At 60.9% G+C, this 19,874-nt stretch carries 17 protein-coding genes; 6 read left to right on the forward strand and 11 right to left on the reverse strand.

Annotation, left to right across the window (positions count from 1 at the left end; genetic code table 11):
- Positions 1-48 precede the first annotated feature (48 nt).
- Together FHT28_RS32730 and FHT28_RS32735 are read left to right on the forward strand one after the other, a co-directional pair.
- On the forward strand, positions 49-960 hold the full coding sequence (locus tag FHT28_RS32730) for a DMT family transporter (protein WP_047561360.1): 912 nt from the start codon (positions 49-51) through the stop codon (positions 958-960).
- Between the two features lie 74 nt (positions 961-1,034).
- Complete coding sequence (locus FHT28_RS32735) at positions 1,035-3,077, forward strand: NADH:flavin oxidoreductase (RefSeq protein ID WP_168598516.1); 2,043 nt, start codon at positions 1,035-1,037, stop codon at positions 3,075-3,077.
- Here the strand turns inward: FHT28_RS32735 and FHT28_RS32740 are convergent.
- Positions 3,059-4,141 carry a LacI family DNA-binding transcriptional regulator gene (locus FHT28_RS32740; RefSeq protein WP_168598517.1) on the reverse strand — a complete coding sequence of 361 codons (1,083 nt, stop codon included), beginning with the start codon at positions 4,139-4,141 and terminating at the stop codon, positions 3,059-3,061. The genes FHT28_RS32735 and FHT28_RS32740 overlap by 19 nt on opposite strands.
- Before the next feature lie 186 nt (positions 4,142-4,327).
- On the opposite strand from FHT28_RS32740, the gene FHT28_RS32745 reads away from it, so the two are divergent.
- The 4 genes from FHT28_RS32745 (at position 4,328) to FHT28_RS32760 (ending at position 8,949) form a co-directional block, all read left to right on the forward strand.
- Positions 4,328-5,155: an ABC transporter substrate-binding protein gene (locus tag FHT28_RS32745; protein ID WP_047561427.1), complete on the forward strand. Its 828-nt coding sequence runs from the start codon at positions 4,328-4,330 to the stop codon at positions 5,153-5,155.
- Positions 5,156-5,222: 67 nt separating this feature from the next.
- Complete coding sequence (locus FHT28_RS36755; protein WP_113134703.1) at positions 5,223-6,752, forward strand: amino acid ABC transporter permease/ATP-binding protein; 1,530 nt, start codon at positions 5,223-5,225, stop codon at positions 6,750-6,752.
- Positions 6,753-6,824: 72 nt separating this feature from the next.
- Positions 6,825-7,952 (forward strand): FAD-binding oxidoreductase, encoded by a 1,128-nt coding sequence (locus tag FHT28_RS32755; protein WP_168598518.1) that lies wholly within the window; start codon positions 6,825-6,827, stop codon positions 7,950-7,952.
- 634 nt (positions 7,953-8,586) lie between these two features.
- Positions 8,587-8,949: a hypothetical protein gene (locus FHT28_RS32760; RefSeq protein WP_037197418.1), complete on the forward strand. Its 363-nt coding sequence runs from the start codon at positions 8,587-8,589 to the stop codon at positions 8,947-8,949.
- 24 nt (positions 8,950-8,973) lie between these two features.
- Here FHT28_RS32760 and ugpC read toward each other — a convergent pair whose 3' ends face one another.
- The 10 genes from ugpC to FHT28_RS32810 form a co-directional block, all read right to left on the reverse strand.
- Positions 8,974-10,038, reverse strand: coding sequence for a sn-glycerol-3-phosphate ABC transporter ATP-binding protein UgpC (gene ugpC, locus FHT28_RS32765; protein WP_047561425.1), 1,065 nt, complete (start codon positions 10,036-10,038; stop codon positions 8,974-8,976).
- A gap of 17 nt (positions 10,039-10,055) precedes the next feature.
- Positions 10,056-11,570 (reverse strand): DUF5060 domain-containing protein, encoded by a 1,515-nt coding sequence (locus FHT28_RS32770; protein WP_168598519.1) that lies wholly within the window; start codon positions 11,568-11,570, stop codon positions 10,056-10,058.
- A gap of 36 nt (positions 11,571-11,606) precedes the next feature.
- Positions 11,607-12,470, reverse strand: coding sequence for a carbohydrate ABC transporter permease (locus FHT28_RS32775; protein WP_174157205.1), 864 nt, complete (start codon positions 12,468-12,470; stop codon positions 11,607-11,609).
- Positions 12,471-12,490: 20 nt separating this feature from the next.
- Positions 12,491-13,390 carry a sugar ABC transporter permease gene (locus tag FHT28_RS32780; RefSeq protein WP_047640626.1) on the reverse strand — a complete coding sequence of 300 codons (900 nt, stop codon included), beginning with the start codon at positions 13,388-13,390 and terminating at the stop codon, positions 12,491-12,493.
- A gap of 94 nt (positions 13,391-13,484) precedes the next feature.
- Positions 13,485-14,738: an extracellular solute-binding protein gene (locus tag FHT28_RS32785; RefSeq protein ID WP_168598520.1), complete on the reverse strand. Its 1,254-nt coding sequence runs from the start codon at positions 14,736-14,738 to the stop codon at positions 13,485-13,487.
- Positions 14,739-14,822: 84 nt separating this feature from the next.
- Positions 14,823-15,464, reverse strand: a complete 642-nt coding sequence (gene dhaL, locus FHT28_RS32790) for a dihydroxyacetone kinase subunit DhaL (RefSeq protein ID WP_047640625.1) — start codon at positions 15,462-15,464, stop codon at positions 14,823-14,825.
- The gene (locus tag FHT28_RS32795) at positions 15,461-16,480 is read right to left on the reverse strand and encodes a dihydroxyacetone kinase subunit DhaK (protein ID WP_047561343.1); all 1,020 of its coding nucleotides are present in this window, start codon (positions 16,478-16,480) and stop codon (positions 15,461-15,463) included. Before FHT28_RS32795 ends, dhaL begins: the two co-directional genes overlap by 4 nt.
- Positions 16,481-16,539: 59 nt before the next feature.
- The gene (locus FHT28_RS32800) at positions 16,540-18,423 is read right to left on the reverse strand and encodes a hypothetical protein (RefSeq protein WP_168598521.1); all 1,884 of its coding nucleotides are present in this window, start codon (positions 18,421-18,423) and stop codon (positions 16,540-16,542) included.
- Positions 18,420-19,454 (reverse strand): Gfo/Idh/MocA family oxidoreductase, encoded by a 1,035-nt coding sequence (locus tag FHT28_RS32805; protein ID WP_168598522.1) that lies wholly within the window; start codon positions 19,452-19,454, stop codon positions 18,420-18,422. Before FHT28_RS32805 ends, FHT28_RS32800 begins: the two co-directional genes overlap by 4 nt.
- 123 nt (positions 19,455-19,577) lie before the next feature.
- Positions 19,578-19,874 (reverse strand): phosphogluconate dehydrogenase C-terminal domain-containing protein (locus tag FHT28_RS32810; protein WP_281408489.1); only part of this gene is annotated, 297 nt, incomplete at its 5' end.

Consider the following 19,874-nt stretch of genomic DNA (forward strand, 5'->3'; position numbering starts at 1 on the left):
CGGCGCACACAGGAGGCGTTCCTTCGGTTTCCTTTCTGAGTCCATTACATGACATTCCAGTTCCCGACCCGCTCCGCTTTTGCCAGCGATTATGAGAGGGGCGTTGTACTCGTGGCTACGGCAATGCTTGCGTGGAGCTGCAGCGGCATCTACGCACGCCTCCTCACCACGGACATTTGGACGGCGATCGCCTGGCGATCGTTGTTTGGCGGCCTGTTCCTGCTGATTCCCAGCTTTTTCCTCGAAGGTGGGTTTTCACGGCGCCAATGGGCCTCGATCTTTCATCCGGCGGGCCTGGCGATGCTCGCCTGCCAGATGATAAGTCAGGCCTGCTTCATCGGCGCGCTTTACATGACCACGGTCGCAAATGTGACCATGATCTATGCGACGGCGCCATTTATCGCCGCGTTTCTCAGCTGGACCATGCTGAAGGAGCGTGTGGCGAAGCGGACATTGATTGCCGGCGGCGTCTGCCTCATCGGTGTTGCCGTCATCGTCGCCTCCTCGATCGGTGGCGGTACCGGCGTCGGCGATCTGCTGGCGCTCGGCATGACAATCACTTTCGCCCTTATCATCGTCATCCCGCGCATGGATCGCAGCATTCCGATCCTGCCGTCGAGCGTTGTCGGCGGGCTCCTGACATTCTTGATCTTCGTGCCTTTCGCCTCGACAAGCTCGCTGGACGTTTATAACTGGCTTTTGCTGGCCGCCTTCGGGGCGACGAATTTCGCGCTCGCCTTCGTCCTCTTCCTTTTCGGGTCCAGGCGTATGCCTGCGGCCGATGCGGCCCTCATCAGTTCGATGGAGATCGTGCTGACCCCTTTCTGGGTCTGGCTTTTCTTCTCCGAGACGCCGCCCGTTGCCACATTCATCGGCGGGGCGATCATCTTCGCGACGATCGTCTGGCACACGGCTGTCGATCTGCGACATGGGCGCCGTGCTCGTGTGCCCGCCGAATAGGCTATAGCCATCGGCCCTCGTCTCGGCAAAGATAGCGGCTTGAGCCTCGATTTCACAAAAGCGATGAAAGCGATATGACCTCCAACGATCCCTTGCTCCGGCCCTATCAACTCAAGCACCTCACGCTGAAGAACCGCATCATGTCGACGGCGCATGAGCCGGCTTATTCGGAAGACGGCATGCCGACGGATCGATACAGGCTCTATCATCGGGAGAAAGCAAAGGGCGGCATCGCGCTGACCATGACGGCGGGTTCGGCAGTCGTCTCGCCGGATTCGCCGCCGGCATTCGGCAATCTCCATGCCTATCGCGACGAGATCGTTCCATGGCTGAAGAAGCTTGCCGACGACTGTCATGAATTCGGTGCGGCCGTGATGATCCAGTTGACCCATCTCGGCCGCCGCACCGGTTGGAACAAGGGAGACTGGCTGCCGGTGCTGGCGCCGTCGCCGATCCGCGAGCCGGCGCATCGCGCCTTTCCAAAGGCTGCCGAAGACTGGGATATTGAGCGGATCATCGCCGATTTCGCCGCCGCCGCCCAGCGCATGCAGGCTGCCGGCCTCGATGGCATCGAAATCGAAGCCTACGGCCATCTGACCGACGGGTTCTGGTCGCCGGCGACGAACAGGCGCGAGGACGACTTCGGCGGTTCGCTTGAAAACCGCATGCGCTTTTCGATGATGATGACCGAGGCGATCCGCAAGGCGGTCGGACAGGATTTCATCGTCGGCATCCGGCTTGTGGCCGATGAGGATTGGGAGAAGGGGCTCTCGCGGGAGGAGGGCATCGAGATCGCGCGGCGTCTCGCCACCTCCGGCAACATCGATTTTCTCAACATCATTCGCGGGCATATCGACAGCGACGCAGCGCTCAACAACGTCATCCCTATCCAGGGAATGGCGTCGGCGCCGCATCTGGATTTTGCCGGCGAGGTGAGGGCGGCGACCAAGTTCCCGGTCTTTCACGCTGCCCGCATCGGCGATGTCGCGACGGCCCGCCATGCAATTGCGGAGGGCAAGCTCGATATGGTCGGCATGACACGCGCCCATATTGCCGACCCGCATATCGTCAACAAGGTGATGTCGGGGCAGGAAGCCCGCATCCGCCCTTGCGTCGGCGCGACCTACTGTCTCGATCGCATCTATGAAGGCGGCGAAGCGCTCTGTATTCACAATGCGGCGACCGGCCGCGAGGCCGAGATGCCGCATCAGATCGAACGGGCAGCGGTGTCACGAAAGGTTGTTATCATCGGTGCCGGCCCAGCCGGTCTGGAGGCGGCTCGTGTCCTCGCCGAGCGCGGCCATACGGTTGATGTGCTCGAAGCAAGCGGGAAGGCCGGCGGTCAAGTCAATCTCCTCACCCGCAATCCGCGCCGCAAGGAGATGATCGGGATCATCGATTGGCGGCTGTCCGAATTGGAGCGGTTCGGCGTCACGATCCATTACGACGTCTATGCCGGGGCGGATGAGGTGATGGCATTCGAGCCCGATCTCGTCGTCGTGGCGACAGGTGGCATTGCACAGTCGCCCGAACTCGACGGTGGCGATGGCCTTGTCACGTCTTCATGGGACATTCTGGCCGGCGCGGTGAAGCCCGAGGGGCAGGTCCTGCTCTACGACGACAATGGCGGGCATCCGGGCATGTCGGCCGCCGAGGTCATCGCCAATAGCGGCGCCGAACTGGAGCTTGTCTCGCCAGAGCGTTTCTTCGCGCCGGAAATGGGCGGCATGAACCATGTGCCCTATGCGAAGACCTTCGCCGAGAAAAATGTCCGGGTCACCATCAATACGCGGCTGAAATCGGTGCGCCGCGACGGCAATGCGCTGGTTGCGGTTCTGGGGTCCGATTTTTCCGAACAGACGCTGTGGGAGCGCCGTGTTTCCCAAGTCGTGGTCGAGCATGGCACCGTCGCCAACGACGAACTTTACCTTGAGCTGAAGCCGCTGTCGCGCAACCTCGGCGCAATCGACTATCCGGCCTTGATTGCGCGTCGTGCGCCGCTGCCGGCGAAAAACGAAGCGGGTGCATTCGACCTGATCCGCATCGGCGATGCGATCGCGAGCCGCAATATCCATGCGGCCATTTATGATGCGCTGCGCTATTGCTCGCTGCTGTGAGGCGGCGAGGCCACCGATCCGCGCTTGATCAGGCTCGTTTTGACGGCGGTGCGCTCGACCGGCATGTCCCTGCCGTTCAGTCTTGAAATCAGCCTTTCGGCTGCCTTCTTGCCCATCTCGTAGACCGGCTGGTCGACGACGGTGATTGGCGGCGTGGTGACGGTCGTCCAATCGGCATCCAGGAAGGAAATCATCGAGATATCGGCGGGTATGGACAGTCCGAGGGCTTGCAGCGACTTGAACACCCTGAGGCCGACGAGACTGTCGGATGCGACGAGCGCGGTCGGCACCGGCATTTCTTGCAACAGGTGTTTGACGACTGTATCCGTACGCGCCTGATCGGTGGCGCCGAGCCGCACATAGCGCTGCGGGTCTTCAATTCCCGCGGCAGCCTGCGCTTTCAGCACCCCTTCCACGCGCTCGCGCACTGCGGAGTTGGAAAGTTCGCGGCTGTCGGTAAGCCGCTCGTCGGCGGCGTCCATGGCCGATATATAAGCGATATGGCGATGCCCAGCGTCGAGCAGGTAGCGTGTGGCGGTGGCGGCCGCGTCGAAGTCATCGCCGGTCACGGAGTCGACGCCAAGCTCCGGAATACTTCGGTCAAACAGCACAAGCGGCACTCCGACGCGGCGTATGTCCCGCAGGTGTTCCATTCGGTCGCATCGCGCCGGCGTGACGATGAGGCCATCGACGCGCTTGCCGATCAGCAGATCCACCGCCGATTTCTCCGCCTCCAGCTCTTCTCCGGAATTTGCGATGATGACATTGAAGCCGGCCATTCGGGCGACGTCGCTGATGCCGCGCACGGCGAGGCTGAAGAAGGCGTTCTCGATATCGCCGACGACCACGCCGATGATGCCGGATTTGCCCGTCGTCATGCTGCGGGCGAGTTCGTTGGGGCGATACTCGAGCGCTGCGGCCGCGGCCGTCACCTGCGCGCGAATCTTGTCGCTGACCACGCCGTAGCCGCCCAGAACACGCGCTGCGGTGGCCTTCGAGACCTTCGCCGCCCTGGCGACATCGGCGACGGTAACGGAGCGTTTCGAAGCAAGCGGTTCTTCCATGGGATGACGACTACAAGAGTTGTTGACGGGAGGTCAATCTCAAGTTAACAAATATCTGATGAGACCGGTCTCTTTATATTTGAGACCGGTCTCTTGTCCAGATATCCCTTTTGATAGTCGATCAGGGATGTGGGCGGAGCATGCATGAATGCCGATAAGAGCATCCTTTCAGAGCGGAGAACGAACATGAAAATATCTGGCATCTTCTCAGCCATCGCGGCGCCCTTGCGCGCGGGCGTGCTGGCCTATCTCGTCGCGGCAAGCGTCGGCCCGGCTGTCGCGGCCGACAATCCCTATAATCTCATCGATCCGAACGTCATCAGCGTCGGCACCATGGGCGACTCCAAGCCCTATGCCTTTACCACGGCCGACGGTCAGTTCAGCGGCTTCGATATCGAACTGTTCCTCAACGTCGTCTCGCGCATGGGCTTTCCGAAGGACAAGGTGACCTTCACCGGCCAGGAGTTCTCGGCCCTGCTGCCATCGGTTGCCAATGAGCGTTTCGACGTCGCCGTCGCGGCGATCGGAACCACCGAGGCACGCAAGAAGACGGTGGATTTCTCCGACGGTTACCTCGCCGGCTATCTTTCGGTTCTAACCTCCGACGCCGCGATCAAGGACGCCGACGGCCTCAAGGGCAAGCGCCTCGGCGTCGTGCAGGGCACCTTGCAGGAGATCTATGCAACGAAGAATTTTACCGGAACGGACCTGGTCAAGTTCCCGGACAATAATTCGGCGGTCGCGGCACTCAACAATGGCACCGTCGCTGCGCATTTCCTCGATTATGAAGCCGCCAAGCAATATGGCGAACGCTATCCCGCGCTGAAGATCGCCGTGAACATTCCGTCCTTCGACGCGCCGGCAGGTTTCGTCGTCAAGAAGGGCAATGATGCCTTCCGTGTGGCGCTCAACAAGGGGCTGCATGACGCGATGCAGGACGGCACCTGGAAGACGCTTTACGAAAAGTGGTTCCCGGGTTCGCCGATGCCGGACCAGTATCTTCCCAAGAAGTAAGGCCGCGCTCCGCCCGGCTTGCCGGGCGGAGCATCCGCCTGCTCTCGAGAATTTCATGGGGAATTGAATGGACTGGCTAGAAAATCTCCGCCGCAGCTTCCTTGATTGGGATGCGATGGCGGAAGTCCTGCCGAGCATGATCACCGTCGGTTTGAAGAACACGCTGATCCTGGCGGCGGCCTCCACAGTGCTCGGAGTCGTCATCGGAATGGTGCTGGCGGTGATGGGCATCTCGCAATCGCGATGGCTGCGCCTGCCGGCGCGCATTTATACAGACATCTTTCGCGGCCTGCCGGCAATCGTGACGATCCTGATCATCGGTCAGGGCTTTGCACGCATGGGCCGCGCCCTCTTCGGCCCGTCGCCATTTCCGTTAGGGATCATCGCGCTCAGCCTGATCGCAGGCGCCTATATCGGCGAGATTTTCCGTTCCGGCATTCAAAGCGTCGAACGCGGCCAGATGGAGGCCTGCCGCGCGCTCAGCATGAGCTACGGGCAAGGGATGCGGCTGATCGTCATTCCGCAGGGCGTGCGGCGCGTCCTGCCGGCCCTCGTCAACCAGTTCATCGGCAACGTCAAGGATTCGAGCCTGGTCTACTTTCTTGGGCTATTGGCGGCGGAGCGCGAGATCTTCCGCGTCGGCCAGGACCAGGCAGTCGTGACCGGAAATCTCTCGCCGCTGCTACTTGCAGGCGTCTTCTATTTGGTGATCACCGTTCCGCTCACCCATCTTGTCAACTATATCGATGCGCGTTTGCGCCTCGGGCGGCAGGGTCAGGGCTCGGGTGCCGCCAGCGGGCTTGTCGAAGTCACTGAACTGGCGGCGGCGTCGGGTACGCAGCCCGCAAACGGTGCCGGTGCGGCGCGTTTCACGGGGGGAGCCGTCAAGGTCAGCGATCTCAGCATGTCCTATGGCGATCTCGATGTCTTGAAGGGCGTCGACCTCGATATCGCTAAGGGCACGGTGACTTGCATTATCGGCCCGTCGGGCTCCGGCAAATCGACACTGCTGCGATGCCTTAACAGGCTTGTCGAACCCAAGGGGGGCGACATCCTGCTGGACGGCGAAAGCATTCTGGCGATGAAGCCGGAAAGCCTGCGTCGTCGCGTCGGCATGGTGTTCCAGCATTTCAATCTGTTTCCCGATCATACCGCGCTTGAAAACGTCATGCTGTCGCTGACCAAGATCAAGAGGATGCCGAAAGGCGAGGCACGTCGGATCGCCGAGATGCGTCTGACGGAGGTCGGTCTCGCCGGACGCAAGGATCACCGGCCGGCGAGCCTATCCGGCGGCCAGCAGCAGCGCGTTGCGATCGCTCGCGCACTCGCGATGGATCCCGAGGTTATCCTCTTCGATGAGGTCACGAGCGCGCTTGATCCGGAATTGGTCAAGGGCGTTCTTGATCTGATGGCCAATCTCGGACGTCAGGGCATGACGATGGCTGTCGTCACGCACGAGATGGGATTTGCCCGCAAGGTCGCCGATCAGGTCGTGTTCATGGACGAAGGCCGCATCGTCGAGGCAGGCCCGCCTGGGCAGATCTTCGACAATCCCCGAAGCGAGCGGCTGAAGCGGTTCCTCGCCGAGGTTCTCTGACAAGCAGGGCTGGCGAGAATTTCGGCAGCCTTTCGATCGCAACATCCATCGTAGACAACAAGGTTACTCAACATGCATGCTCCCACTCGTCCTTCGAAAGTCATTGTCGTCGGCGGCGGTATCTTCGGGGTTTCAACGGCGGTTCATCTTGCGCGGCTCGGTATTCGCACGACCATCATCAACGACGGCCCGCTGGCAAACGGTGCATCAGGCCGCTCGCTTGCCTGGCTCAACTCGTCGCGTCGTCGCTCCGACGCCTATCATCGGCTGCGTCTTGCCGGTGTCGATCGCTATCGCACGCTGTCTGCCAAATATCCGGATGCCGCATGGCTGCGCTTCGACGGCGGCCTGACCTGGGATGCCGACGATGCCGGTAACGAGATCGCCGCGGTCTTCGACTATGAGCGTAACCTTGGCTATCACGCGCAATTGCTTGCCCCCGAAAACATCGCCGGGACGACGCCGGGCGTCGATGCGCGCTCGGTGACACCGCAGGGCGCAATCTTCAATCCGGGCGAGGGCTGGGTCGATCTGCCGTTGCTGATCGGCGTTCTCGCCGAGGAATTTGTGGCGCTGGGCGGCGAAATCGTCACCGATGCCGGTCGCGCGACGATCGACGTCGAGGACGGCCGTGTCCGCGGTGTCACCACATCGAACGGAACCCGCTGGCAGGCCGATGCGGTGCTGCTTGCCGCAGGCGGCGCGGTGCCGGCGATCGTCGCGGAGGCCGGCCAGCATATCGGCGATGGGACGCCGATTGCGCTTCTGGTCAGGACGAAGCCGATCGATCACCCGCTGAAGGCCGTGCTCAATACGCCCCGCGTTGCCATCCGGCCCACGCCGGATGGTGCTTTCGCGCTGGATTCTGCGTGGTCCGAGGAGGAAGTCATCGTGAATGCGGACGGCAGTTACGACATCAAGTCCTCGACGCTCGAAGGTCTGCTGCAGGAAGCCTCCAAGGTGCTGGAGGGCAATCCGAAGCTCGAAATCGGCGATTACGGCGTCGGCCCCAAGCCCATTCCCGGCGACGGCGAGCCGGTCTTCGGAGAGTTGCAGGCGCTGCCGGGCTATTTCGTCGCCTTCAGCCATAGCGGCGCGACCCTCGGCCTGATTGCCGGCGAGTTGCTTGCCGACGAGATCGCGACCGGCAAGCGCCACCCGCTTCTGGCCGATTTCCGGCCGGAGCGTTTTTCCAGATAGCCTGGCCGCATTCTTTGGCATCAGCGCAAGCTGCCGAGCACACTCGATCCCGTCGCCAGATTATCGACGAACACGGTCATGGCGTAGCATGCGACGAGCAAGTCCATCAGATATCCGATCAGCGGTCTACAGGCTGCCGCTGATTGGCTCGCTTTGCGGCGAGACTGACGGCTTTCAGCGGCCCGAAGGGGCGTGTCTTGAAAAGATCTCGCCGAAAATGCCGGCAATGTCAGCAGATTGAAGATTATGAGCTGACGGGGCCTGCCCCGATGAGGCTGAAGGCGGCATTGCAGGTAAGACAGCTGACCCATAGATGCAGAGGCGTCCGGTGAGAAAGCGGCGCGTACCCATCAGCGTGCCGCGCACACCTGTGGCACAGCTTGATTCCTCATCGCGGTTCTCTCGCAAAGCAGGCCCTTTTTGTTTCCACGCTCGATGAGCGTAGGAAACCAGCCTTCCGGGATCGTGTGTGTGGTTATGTTGCGGCATATTTTTAAAATTTGCCGCGTAATTTTTCGCGGACAAACACCGCTTTTCAGGGCAGCCACTGTCCTGCAACAAAATGTAACAACTTATAATACCGCGTTACATCCGAATCGGTATATTCGCCTCAGCTTGAACGAGAGGCCGCCCGATGCTTTCAGACTATTCGTCGTCCCAGTCCCAAACCGATGTGCTGATCTGTCTGGATAATCAGCAGGTTGCTTCCCGCATCGGTTCTGTTCTGTCGGAGCAGGGGCTGACGGTGGCGTCCATGCCGGCGACCGGTATCCAGGAATGGTTCGAGCCGAACGGTTGTCAGCTGGTGATCACGCATACGGCAATGATCGGCGAGGTGCGAACCAGATTGAAATTGCCCGTCGTCAATCTCGAAGCCTTCATATTCGATCGCCCCGAACATGTTGCCGAGGGCGCTGCGCGGCAATTCGACGGCGATGCGTTCATCAAACGGGTCTTCCTGGTCATGAGCGACGCCCGCAAGCGCACGTCGCGATGATGCGCGCGCAGCGGCCCAGATAGTTCACAACCGCTGCTGGGTGACCTTGTCGAAGAAGTGAAGGTTCGGCGACTTCAGGGAAATCTGCACGACTTGGCCGGGCGTAAGCTCAGCGCGTTCTCTCATCACCCATGTGATTTCCCTGCCTTCCAGCTCAAGCGCGACATGGGTCTCGGAACCGGTCGGCTCGATCACGCTCACGGTCGCGGCGATGCCGTCATCGCTCGCAAAGGCTATGTCTTCCGGACGGATGCCGAGGATGATGTCTCGGGCGTCTGCCTGGGCCGGGACGTGCGCCAGCGGGATGCGGGTTCCGGACGGCAGGGTGAGCGCCGGCGTCGCGCCGCCGGTGATCCGGCCTTCGAGGAAGTTCATCGCCGGCGAGCCGAGAAAACCCGCGACAAAAACATTTTTCGGACGATCGTAAAGCTCCAGCGGCGAGCCGACCTGTTCCACCTTGCCGCCTTGCAGCACGACGATCTTGTCGGCCATGGTCATCGCTTCGATCTGGTCGTGCGTGACATAGACGATCGTTGTCTTCAGGCGTTGATGCAGGGCCTTGATCTCGGCGCGCATCTTCACGCGCAGCTTGGCATCGAGATTGGAGAGCGGTTCGTCGAAGAGGAAGACCTTCGGATCGCGCACGATGGCGCGGCCCATGGCGACGCGCTGGCGCTGACCGCCGGAAAGATGTGCCGGCTTGCGACCCAGCAGCGGCTGCAGCCCGAGGATATTCGCGGCTTCGCCGACCTTCCGGTCGATCTCGGCGCGCTTGGCGCCGGCAAGCTGCAGCGCAAAGCCCATGTTCTCCGCGACCGTCATCTGCGGGTAGAGCGCGTAGTTCTGGAACACCATGGCGATGTCGCGATCCTTCGGCGGCAGGTCGTTGACGACCCGTCCGCCGATCGAGATCTCGCCGCCGGTAATATCTTCGAGTCCCGCGATCATGCGCAGCAGCGTCGACTTGCCACAGCCCGACGGCCCGACAAGAATGACGAATTCGCCGTCCGAGATTTCGACATCGACGCCATGGATGATATTGACGGCGCCGTAGGACTTCCTGACGTTCTTGATGGTCAATCCGGACATGAAATTCTTCCCTTGGATCAATGCTTCTTCCGGATGCGCAGCGCCTGACAAGGCTTGCCCGGTAATTCCACGCCGAAAGCCGCGTCCGCCTTGCCGCCGCGCACGATCGCGCCGTGCCGTGTCGGGTGAGGGATCGGCGCCTCCACCTTCTTGGCCGGCCTGATCGTCATTTCCCATGTGTCGATGATGTCGACGTCATAGTCCGTGCCGTCCTTCGGCAGGCCCGTCGACCAGATGATCGGCTGATGTTCACCGAGATAGATGTAGCTGACATCGCCATCACGAGCGCCGGAGACGCGCGTCCATGGCCATTCGCCGGTACCCGCCATCGGCTCGAGGCCGTTGACCACGTCCTGTTCAAGCAGCTCGCGCAAGAAGCCGATGCGCTTCCATGCCTCGCCGCGAAGCTCGCCGCCCTTGGCCCACCAGATGAGGTCTTCCGGATGCGAATAGGTTTCGCCGTGGCCCGCATAGCCGCCGCGTGTCATGGTGATCCAGAAGCGATGGACCAGTTCCTGCGCGGTCAGATTGCCCCAGGACTGGATGATGTTGCCTTCATACTCCGGCTCGTCGTTGACGACGGGCTTGCCGTAGGCGTCGCGCCATTCCTGGGTCCGCTTCACATCCCAGTTCTGGATGCAGGTATGCGTGACCCAAGGCTTGCGATGATCGAAATTCATCGTCTGCTCGCCGTTGTGGATGGATTTCAGGTGACCGTAGGGATCGTTCTCTTCGAGAATGTGGAAGTAGCGGTCCCACTGCGACATCGGCTTGGTGTCGAGAAGGAAATCATATTCGTTGGCAAGCGCCCACCAGACGTTGCGATAGGCGGCAAGACGGGCGGCGAGATAGGCGACATAGCGGAAATCCTGCTCGGCCGACATGTCGGCATAACCCCAGCGGTCATAGGGATGGAACATAATGATGTCGGCTTCGATGCCGAGATCGCACAGGGCTGCGACTTGCTTTTCGAAATGGCGGAAGAGGACCGGGTTAGGCCTGTCGAAATCTTCTTTGCCATCAGTACCCTTTTCGAAGCAGGGGTAAAGCGGTTCGTTGACGTTGTAGGGATAGTCCTTGGGGAAAACACCCATGCGGATCTTGTTGAAACGGGCCTGCTTCAAGGTCTCGAGCGTTTGCGCCTGCATGTCGAGCGGCTGGTGCGTCCAGGCATAGCAGGTGGTACCGAAGGACAGGAAAGGCTTGCCGTCGGCATAGGCGAAATGAAATTTGTTGCGCACGCGCACCGGGCCATGATTGCCCTCCGAAGGCTTGGTGGCGACGAACGAGCCGGTCTTGCCATCGAGTTCTGTAGTCTTCGAGCGTGTGCGGAACGACCATTCGCCTTCATTGTCCGGCATGAAGCGAACGCGATAGACGCCGTCGCCATCATAGAAGCCCGGCACGCGGATCTCGCGGCTGTGCTGGCTGAAGACGGCATCGAACGCCACATCGAGATAGGGATTGCCGCCCGAAGGGCCGTTGAAGGCCGCCTCGAAGACACCCCATTTTTCGACGGACGCGTTGGACATGATGTTCTCCTCGATATGTATGGATGATTTGACCGTTCAGCCCTTGACCGCGCCGGAGGTGAGCCCGGAGACGAAGTAGCGCTGGAAGATCAGATAAACGATGGTTGCCGGCAGCACGGTCATGACGATTGCCGCGTTCAATTGCCCGTAATCGTTGGAGAACTGCCCCTGGAAGGACATGAGCCCGAGCGGCAGCGTCCACATGTGCTGGTCCTGCAGCAGCACCAGCGCCATGGCGAATTCATTCCATGTCGAGACGAAATCCAGGATCAGCAGGGCCGCGAGCACTGGCAGGCAGACCGGCAGAAATATCCGGCGGAAAATGGTGAAGTGGCTGGCGCCATCGATCAGTGCGGCCTCGGACAGCTCCTTCGGGATACCTTTGAAGAAGCCGTGCAGGATGAAGACCTGATAGGGCACGCCAAAGGCGATATAGGGGAGGATGACGCCGGGATAGGTGTCGATCAGGCCAAGCGAATTGACGAGCGTGAACAGCGGCGCCAGCATGACTTGAAAGGGAATCATGGTGCCGAAGACGACGAGAAGCAGCAACAGTTTGCTAAATCGCAAGCGGATCTTGGCGAGAGCATAGGCCGCCATAGCCGACAGGATGAGGCCGAGCGGCACCTTGATGACGGTGATGATGGCGCTGTTGAGGAAGGCGCTGGCGAAATTGCCGCGTCCCCAGGCATTCGAATAATTCTCGAAGGCAGGATCGGTCGGCGGCATGAAAGCCCCCGTGCTGGTAACCGCTGCCTGCGTCTTCAGCGAGGTGAAGAGGATGAAAATGAAGGGCGCCAGCCAGATCAGCGCGACGACGAGCAGCGTGATCCATAACGCGATCAGGATCGGGTCACGTTTGGGCTTTGCGACAGCAACGGTCTCGAAGCCGTCGGACATGGAAGTCGCCGATGTTGCCGTCATTGCTCGGCCTCCTCATGCTTTTGCGTCCAGCGCAGATAGGGGATGACGACAGCGATGGTGATCAGCAGCAGGACGACGGAGATCGCAGCGCCGCGGCCAAAATCGAAGATCTGCATCGCCTGCGTGAAAGCCCAGAGCGCCAGCATCTGCGTAGATTGCGCCGGTCCGCCGCCGGTCAGGCCATAAACGATGTCGAAAGCCTTGAGCGATGAGATTACGGACAGCACCAGCACGATGGTGATCGTCGTGCGAAGTGCGGGAAGCGTGACGTATCTGAAGATGTTCCAACGACCTGCGCCGTCGATGCGTGCAGCTTCGACCAGCGTCTGCGAGACGTTCTGCAGGCCGGCGAGAAACAGGACCATGGAGAAACCGACCGACTGCCAGAGATAAGCGACGAAGACGGAGTAGAGCGCAACGCTCTTGTCTCCGAGCCAGTCCTGTATCCAGCTCTGCAGCCCCATCGAGGTCAGGATCTCGGTGAAGAGGCCGAAGAACGGATCATACATCCACTTCCACATGGTCGCGACCGCGATCGGCGCGATGATGACGGGCAAATAGAAGATGGCGCGGAATGTGTTGCGGGCGAAGAGCTTCTGGTTGAGGCTGAGCGCCAGCAGAAGCCCCACCATCGGCGGGAAGATCACGCACATGATCGTCCAGATAACCGTGTTCCTGAAGGCGACCCAGAAGACGGGGTCCTGCGTGAAGATATATTGATAATTTGCAAGACCGACGAAGGGGCGCTGCGGGGCAAGCCCGTTCCACTTCTGGAAGCTCAGAACCACCACGTTCAGCATCGGATACAGTGCGAAGATCACATAGATCAGCATGGCCGGAGCGAGCAGGATCAGCGCCTGGACGCGGGGATCATGGGTTCGGTTTCGGAGTGACATTCTGATTGCTCCCGGCGACGGCTGGCGCGTGGCACGAAGGTGAGGGAAGCCGTCCGCCGCGATCGGTGATCGGGGCGGCGGCCTCCCTCGAAGATTAGGTGCGGCCCGAGATGAAGGTCTGCAGCTGCTTGGCCGCATCCGCCGGCTTGATGTTGCCGGCCGCGACATCGTTGATCACCCGGAAATACTCCGTCGTGACATCGAGCGGGAAGGCCTGGTCGCCGTTCATGTAGACCTTGCCGTAGGTCTTGAAGATATCCAGCCATTTTGCTTCGAGCGGCTTTTGGTTGGCATACTGAACGTTCTTGTTGACCGAGATCGAGCTGATCTGCCCGACGAGATCCTGCTGGACCTTGGTCGACAGGAAGTAGTCGAGGAACTTGGCGGCAAGGTCCGGGCTTTTGCTTTTGGTGCTGACGTAGTTGTATTCGGCAAAGCCGTAGAGCCGGTTGGTGTTCGTCGGGAACGGCACGACGCCGTAATCGTCGAGATTAACGCCGCTGCCGCTCAGCTGGCTGACAAGCCAGTCGCCTTCCAGCATCATCGCGGCGCGGCCGGCGACAAACAGCGTGTAAGACTGCTGGTTGCTGATCCCCATGAAGGGTTTAAGCGTATATTCGCTGGTCCATTTGGCGAATTCGGTGAAGGCGTCGGTAGCGCAAGGCTCCTTGGTCCAGTCGGTCTTCATGGCCATTAGCGCGTCATGCTTGTCGGCGCCGCATTTGGTTTCGAGCAGTACGTCCATCAGGCGCATCACATGCCAGTTGACGGAGCCGCCGAAGGTGAAGGCAGGAATTCCGGCAGCCTTGAGCTTCTCCGCGTCGGCGAGCAGCTCTTCGTAGGTCTTCGGCTCCTGAGTGATGCCGGCCTTTTGGAAGAGCTTCTTGTTGTAGTAGATGGCCTCACCCTTGAAGGTGAAGGGAACGCCATGCTTGCCGCCCGGATAGAGGTCGGCAAAGGCGGCCGCCGAAGGAAGCAGTTCGTCGCTCCACTTGTACTGGGTGTAATATTTGTCCAGCGGCAGCGACAGGCCGGCCTTCACATATTCGCCGCCAAGACCGAGACCGGCCCAGCTGAAATAGATATCCGGACCCTTGCTGGAACCGGCCGCCACGCGAAGGGCGGTCTTGTGTTCATCGACCCCACGCTGGACGATCTGGATATGAGTGCCGGGATTGGCGGCTTCGAAGTCGCTTGCCACCTTCTTGAGGGCGGTGTTGGCGCCGCCATTGTCGAAGTTCAGCGTCCACAGCGTCAGGTCTTCCGCGGCGGCATTTGTCCCCACCAGAGCTGCCGCGGCAATCGTAGCCGCGCCGAACCAACGCGCATATTTCCAACTGATAGCCATCTTCAATCCTCCTCCGAGCTAAGCTGAGGGCGGTTTTGGCAAATAGATATCAGCATGTCAACTGGTATGATGAGCTCATCATCATTATGACGTGAAATGAATATGAAGGCACGCTATGATCACCACCGCCGAAGCGGCTCCAGGATCCATGTGTCCCAAGGCGCGATCGCCAAGCCGGGACGAGCGGCCTTTGGCGGCGATCATCTCCTTGGTTGCGTCGGCTCCCGCTTTCCCAGCCTCCAAGGCGGCGGTCAGGCAAGCGGCAAGCGGCTGGCCTCGGTCACGCGCGGCTCGGCAGGCTATCGCGGCAGGCGCCCATGCGTCGACCATCGTCTTTTCGCCGACCTCCGCCTTGCCTCTGTCCTGAATCCCCTTGGCGAAAGCCGTGAAGATCTCGACCATATCGTCGTCGTTCAGCGATGACTTTCCCTTCGCTGATGCGCCGGCGCGCATCAGCGCGGTTGCGTAGAGCGGTCCGGAAGAGGCGCCGACAGCATTGAGAAAGGATTTGGCGGCCGTGTTGAACACGAGCGTCGGATCGGCCGTCGTGGCATCCAGCCCTGAAACTGCCTTGGCGGCAGCGGCAAATCCGAGTTCCATGGCGATACCATGGTCGGCGTCGCCGATTAAGCCGTCCAGCTCGCACAGGCGATCCTTTTCGCGCGTCATCGCTTCGGCGATGCGGGTAAACAGCGATTTCAGATCCTCAACCGTCACAGTCGTCATTGCAGGGCCTCACCGGAGCGGAACATGGCGCAATCGCAGGGGTGATCGATCAGTCGCTGGAGTTCGTCATCGAGATGCATCAGCGTGATCGAGGCGCCGGCCATTTCCAGCGAGGTGCAGTAATTGCCGACCAGCGACAAATGGATGACCAGGCCCGCTTCATCGAGCATCATCTTCACCTTGCGCATCAGGATGTAGAGCTCCATGAGGGGCGTCGAGCCCAGCGAATTGATGAGCACGGCAACGCGGTCGCCGCGGGCGGGCTTCATTTCGTGAAGGATCTTACCGACCAGCTCGCTCGTTACTTCATCCGCCGGCTTCAGCGGGCCGCGCGCAACGCCCGGCTCGCCGTGAATGCCCATGCCGATCTCCATTTCATCGGCCCCGAGTTCGAAATTGGGTTTCCGGGTCTGCGGCAGGGAGCAGGGAGAAAGCGCGACACCCATCGTAAAAGTCCGCTCATTGGCCCATCGCGCAACGCGTTCGACCTCGTCGAAGCCATACATCATATCGCAAGCCGCACCTGCCGCCTTGAAGACGAAGACGTTGCCGGCGACACCGCGCCGGCGCTCCTTCTGCTCCGGCGGGGCAGAAGCAATATCATCGGTCGTGACGACGGTGCGTACCTCCACATCATCCATGGCAAGCATCTCGGCCGCCATGTCGAAATTCATGACGTCGCCGGCATAGTTGCCATAGAGGAACAGCACGCCGACGCCGCCATCGACGGCCTTGGCGCATTCGATGATGGGGTCGGGCGGTGGCGAGGCAAAGACGTTGCCGATCGCGGCTGCATCGGCAAGTCCCTTGCCAACGAAACCAAGAAAGCTCGGCTCATGTCCCGAGCCGCCGCCGATGACCATGCCGACCTTGCCGGGCCGCGGCCCATGCTTGGCGACGATCGAACGGGGCGACCCTTCCAGAGCGCGAAGGTGGCGGGGATGGGCTGCCAGAATGCCGGCCAGCATCTCGTCGACGGCGGCCGCACCCTCGTTGATCAGTTTCTTCGTCTTCACGCCGGTCCTCCCAAATCACTGCGATTGTTGGGACTAACATGCGCGTCTGCGGGTTCACGTCAATCCGTCAAAGTCGCTGAAGTGACCGCGTAGGCTCCGAGCGTGAGGGCATCGCTTTTGGGCTGGTCAACGGAACGGAAGGGTCCAAGTTCGATCCGGCGCGGTGCGGGGGTGATGTTGACCAGATGCAGTTGCCGCCGCTCGCCGGTTCGCGCGGTGACGAAAGCAAGCACTGAGGTCGGGTCGGACGATATGCATTCGCGCCATTGGCTGCCGGCAAGGCGGGCCAGCGTCGCGACCGAGTTGAAGATCGGGCGGGTGGCGCCGGCCTGGGACGGCTCGTTCTTGCCGGCGATGAGGCCGAAAGGTCCGGTCAGTGCCGAGAGCGTCAGGCATTCCAATCCGACATCGAGCACGCGGGCGGCATAGCCGAAAGCGAAGGCTTCGCCGAAACGGGCGTTGTGCCGGGGATCGGTATTGGCCATGGCGATGCGTCCGCCATCCGGATTGTCCATCGTGCGGCTGCCATAGGGGTTCTGGCGCATGGGTATGGTCGAAGGGCCGATGCGATAGGGCTTGTTGCCGTAGATGGCGCGCACGGAGCGGGTAATGAACGGCAATGCCTCAAGCGTCTGCATGACGCTGAGATCGTCTGCCGCATGCACGATCGGATTGGTGCAATGCGTAATGAAATCGAGCGGACCGGCTGGAACCCGCTTGCGGTTGAGCTCGGTGAAATAGCTCAGCATCCCGCCGCCGAGACGCATTCCGGGAAAGGCTGCATGTGCGGCGGCATAGACCTCTTCCAGCGGTGGGCATTCCGGCCATTCGCTGCCCGGTGGTGTCGATTGCCGGTCGACGGAAGGAGAAATGACGATCGCATCGGGATTGAAACCGGCCGCTTGCATCCGGCTCGCGATCTGCGTTGCTTCGGCAAGCGGGGTTTGTCGACAGGGTAATGCAATTTCCAGCGTCGAGCTGCCGGAATGAAGCGCGGCGACGGCAGCGAAGGATTTGAAGGCATCGGCACCATGGCCGGCGTCGGGATCGAAATGGAACAGCAGTTCCTGCGGGCCGATCTCGGCAAGCCTGTCGCGGGCCGCAAGCGTTGCCTTCGCTTCCTGCGGTGTGATGATAAGCCCGACCGGGGGCATGACGCCGCTTCTGCTACCGCTCGAAAGTGTGATGGAGCCATTTTCCGAGGAACGCGATGTTGGAGCGATCGATGGGTGCCCCCTATCGCGGACACTGAGAACGATCCGCTGTCGAATGGGCTCACCCGCCGATATGCGATAAGGCCAGGGCAAGGCGAGGGGACGGACATAAGTCTTGTAGGACGCATCCGACCAGTTGCGCTGATCCTCCATTTCAAAGGTGTCGCCCTCCATGCGGCATTCTGCCGTCACGCTTGGGGCCACGCGGTGTGTGATCGCGCGCATGTCTTTGAAAGGCTGCCACGGCGCGATGAGATCGGGAAACTGCGTCTCCTCGCTGGGGCCATCGACATGCTCGATCGAAACCGGCATGCCAGCGATGCCGACGATCGGATGGAGAATGCAGAAGCCGCAGCGGTTCGTCTCGAAGCCGCTTCGAGAAAGGGCTTCGGCCTCGAAGATCAGAGGTTCACCCGCCTGAGCGGTGATCCGCACATCAATTGCAAGCTCCGTGTCGCCAGGTCCGGCACAGCGCGCGACATAGCTGACGGCGAAGGCGTCCGGACGCTGATCGATTTGTAGGTCGCTGATAGACGGAGCGTAAGTGCCCCAATCGCGGTCGCGGACAAGATAGGAAACCGCGCGCAGCACTTCAGCGCCGTCGTAGCTGATGGTACGCAGATTGCCGTCCTTGAAGTCGACAGCCAGCCTGCCGGCGGTCAGCCGCACCGGCGGCGTGTCCGTCTCGCGCGTTCCATAGAGCTGAAACGGGTCGATCCCGGTCGTCATCGCAGCATTGTCCGGATATCGACGGCGCGACCGGTGGCGGCACTCTCATAAGCCGCCTCGACAAGCGCGAAAGTCTTAAGATTATCGGCCCCGGACGTGGAGGTCTCACTGCCATCCGCCAGACGGTCGGCCCAGTGCTGCTGGATCGCCAGCACGCTCTCCTGGATGTTGTGCCAGGGGCGCGAAGCCCAGGATAAAAGCCGCGGCGAAGCATCAGAGACGGTCATGCCGTCGGGGCCGTTGACTTCGAGGCGATAGCCTTGCGAAAGCCGGATCGTTCCCTTCGGGCCGTCGAGCTCGATCAGCGTTTCCGGGAAGGGTTCGATTGCGAGCCTGGTAGCATAGCTGACATCGACGATCGATGTCGCACCGCTTTCGTGGTCTAACAGGATGGTCGCGACATCCTCACCCCTAATCTTCGGATTGACCCGCTTCGTGCGGGCTGTGAGCGAAGTGACATCGCCGAGAATGAAGCGGGCGATATCGAGCGTATGGATGCCGAGATCCTCGATGATGAAACGCTCGCCTTCGGCGAGATAGGGTTGGCCGGAAAAGACATCGTAGCCTGAGCGGAAGGAAAAGCGGCCCCAGAAGGGCTCACCGATCGTGCCCGATAGCAGGACGTTCTTCACGGCCTGAATGGGTGTCTGCCAGCGGAAATTCTCATGCACCATGAGGGGAATACCGGCTCGGGAGCAGGCATCGACCATCGCCTTGGCATCATCAAGCGTCTTTGCGAAGGGTTTCTGGCAGATTGCCGGGATCTTGTGCGCGGCTGCCATTTCGACCAGGGTACGGTGGCTCTGCACCGTCGTCGCGATATCGACGAAATCGAAGCCTCCGTCGGCAAAGAGCGCGGCCGCATCCGTATAGCGCCGTTCGATGCCGAACTGCTCGCCGACGATCTTCAGTCGCTCCGGATCGCGATCGCAGATCGCAACGATATGGGCACCTTTGACGTCTCGCCATGCGTGCATCTGATTGACTGCGAAGAAGCCGCAACCGATCAACGCGCCCCCGAGCTCTGTCATTTCAGCCAGCCTGTGCCATTCGCATGAATGTCACTCAGTTTCATGGTCTCCTCCCAAATACGAAACAAACACCGTTCCCGACAAGGTGATGAAGGGAGGACTGACGCCCTCCCCAGGATCTCCTCAGGTGATGCGTCGGATGCTTTCGGCGATCTCCTGCGGTTCGAAAACCTTCTTCCAATCGTCGCGCATCAGGGCGGGGATGCCGAACTCGATTGCCTTGTTGCAGGCGTCGGAGAAGACGCCGTCGACTTCCTTGAAGATGACTGCGCCAAGCACATTCATATGGCCGAGCAGGAAGTCGCGGGCAGCTTCTGCCGGAACGCCGCGGGAAACACATTCATCCATGGCCTGACGCATGACGACGAGCAGCGAGGCGCAAACCGTCTCGGAAAGGCCCGGTTCCAGCATCGCCATCTG

Source organism: Rhizobium sp. SG570, assembly GCF_012275345.1.
GTDB classification, from domain to species: Bacteria; Pseudomonadota; Alphaproteobacteria; order Rhizobiales; family Rhizobiaceae; genus Rhizobium; species Rhizobium lusitanum.

Excerpts from the sequence above, each read along its gene's own strand:
- FHT28_RS32730 (WP_047561360.1), top strand. The coding sequence starts at position 49 with ATGACATTCCAGTTCCCGACCCGCTCCGCTTTTGCCAGCGATTATGAG.
- FHT28_RS32735 (WP_168598516.1), top strand. The coding sequence starts at position 1,035 with ATGACCTCCAACGATCCCTTGCTCCGGCCCTATCAACTCAAGCACCTC.
- FHT28_RS32740 (WP_168598517.1), bottom strand. The coding sequence starts at position 4,141 with ATGGAAGAACCGCTTGCTTCGAAACGCTCCGTTACCGTCGCCGATGTC.
- FHT28_RS32745 (WP_047561427.1), top strand. The coding sequence starts at position 4,328 with ATGAAAATATCTGGCATCTTCTCAGCCATCGCGGCGCCCTTGCGCGCG.
- FHT28_RS36755 (WP_113134703.1), top strand. The coding sequence starts at position 5,223 with ATGGACTGGCTAGAAAATCTCCGCCGCAGCTTCCTTGATTGGGATGCG.
- FHT28_RS32755 (WP_168598518.1), top strand. The coding sequence starts at position 6,825 with ATGCATGCTCCCACTCGTCCTTCGAAAGTCATTGTCGTCGGCGGCGGT.
- FHT28_RS32760 (WP_037197418.1), top strand. The coding sequence starts at position 8,587 with ATGCTTTCAGACTATTCGTCGTCCCAGTCCCAAACCGATGTGCTGATC.
- ugpC (WP_047561425.1), bottom strand. The coding sequence starts at position 10,038 with ATGTCCGGATTGACCATCAAGAACGTCAGGAAGTCCTACGGCGCCGTC.
- FHT28_RS32770 (WP_168598519.1), bottom strand. The coding sequence starts at position 11,570 with ATGTCCAACGCGTCCGTCGAAAAATGGGGTGTCTTCGAGGCGGCCTTC.
- FHT28_RS32775 (WP_174157205.1), bottom strand. The coding sequence starts at position 12,470 with ATGTCCGACGGCTTCGAGACCGTTGCTGTCGCAAAGCCCAAACGTGAC.
- FHT28_RS32780 (WP_047640626.1), bottom strand. The coding sequence starts at position 13,390 with ATGTCACTCCGAAACCGAACCCATGATCCCCGCGTCCAGGCGCTGATC.
- FHT28_RS32785 (WP_168598520.1), bottom strand. The coding sequence starts at position 14,738 with ATGGCTATCAGTTGGAAATATGCGCGTTGGTTCGGCGCGGCTACGATT.
- dhaL (WP_047640625.1), bottom strand. The coding sequence starts at position 15,464 with ATGACGACTGTGACGGTTGAGGATCTGAAATCGCTGTTTACCCGCATC.
- FHT28_RS32800 (WP_168598521.1), bottom strand. The coding sequence starts at position 18,423 with ATGACGACCGGGATCGACCCGTTTCAGCTCTATGGAACGCGCGAGACG.
- FHT28_RS32805 (WP_168598522.1), bottom strand. The coding sequence starts at position 19,454 with ATGACAGAGCTCGGGGGCGCGTTGATCGGTTGCGGCTTCTTCGCAGTC.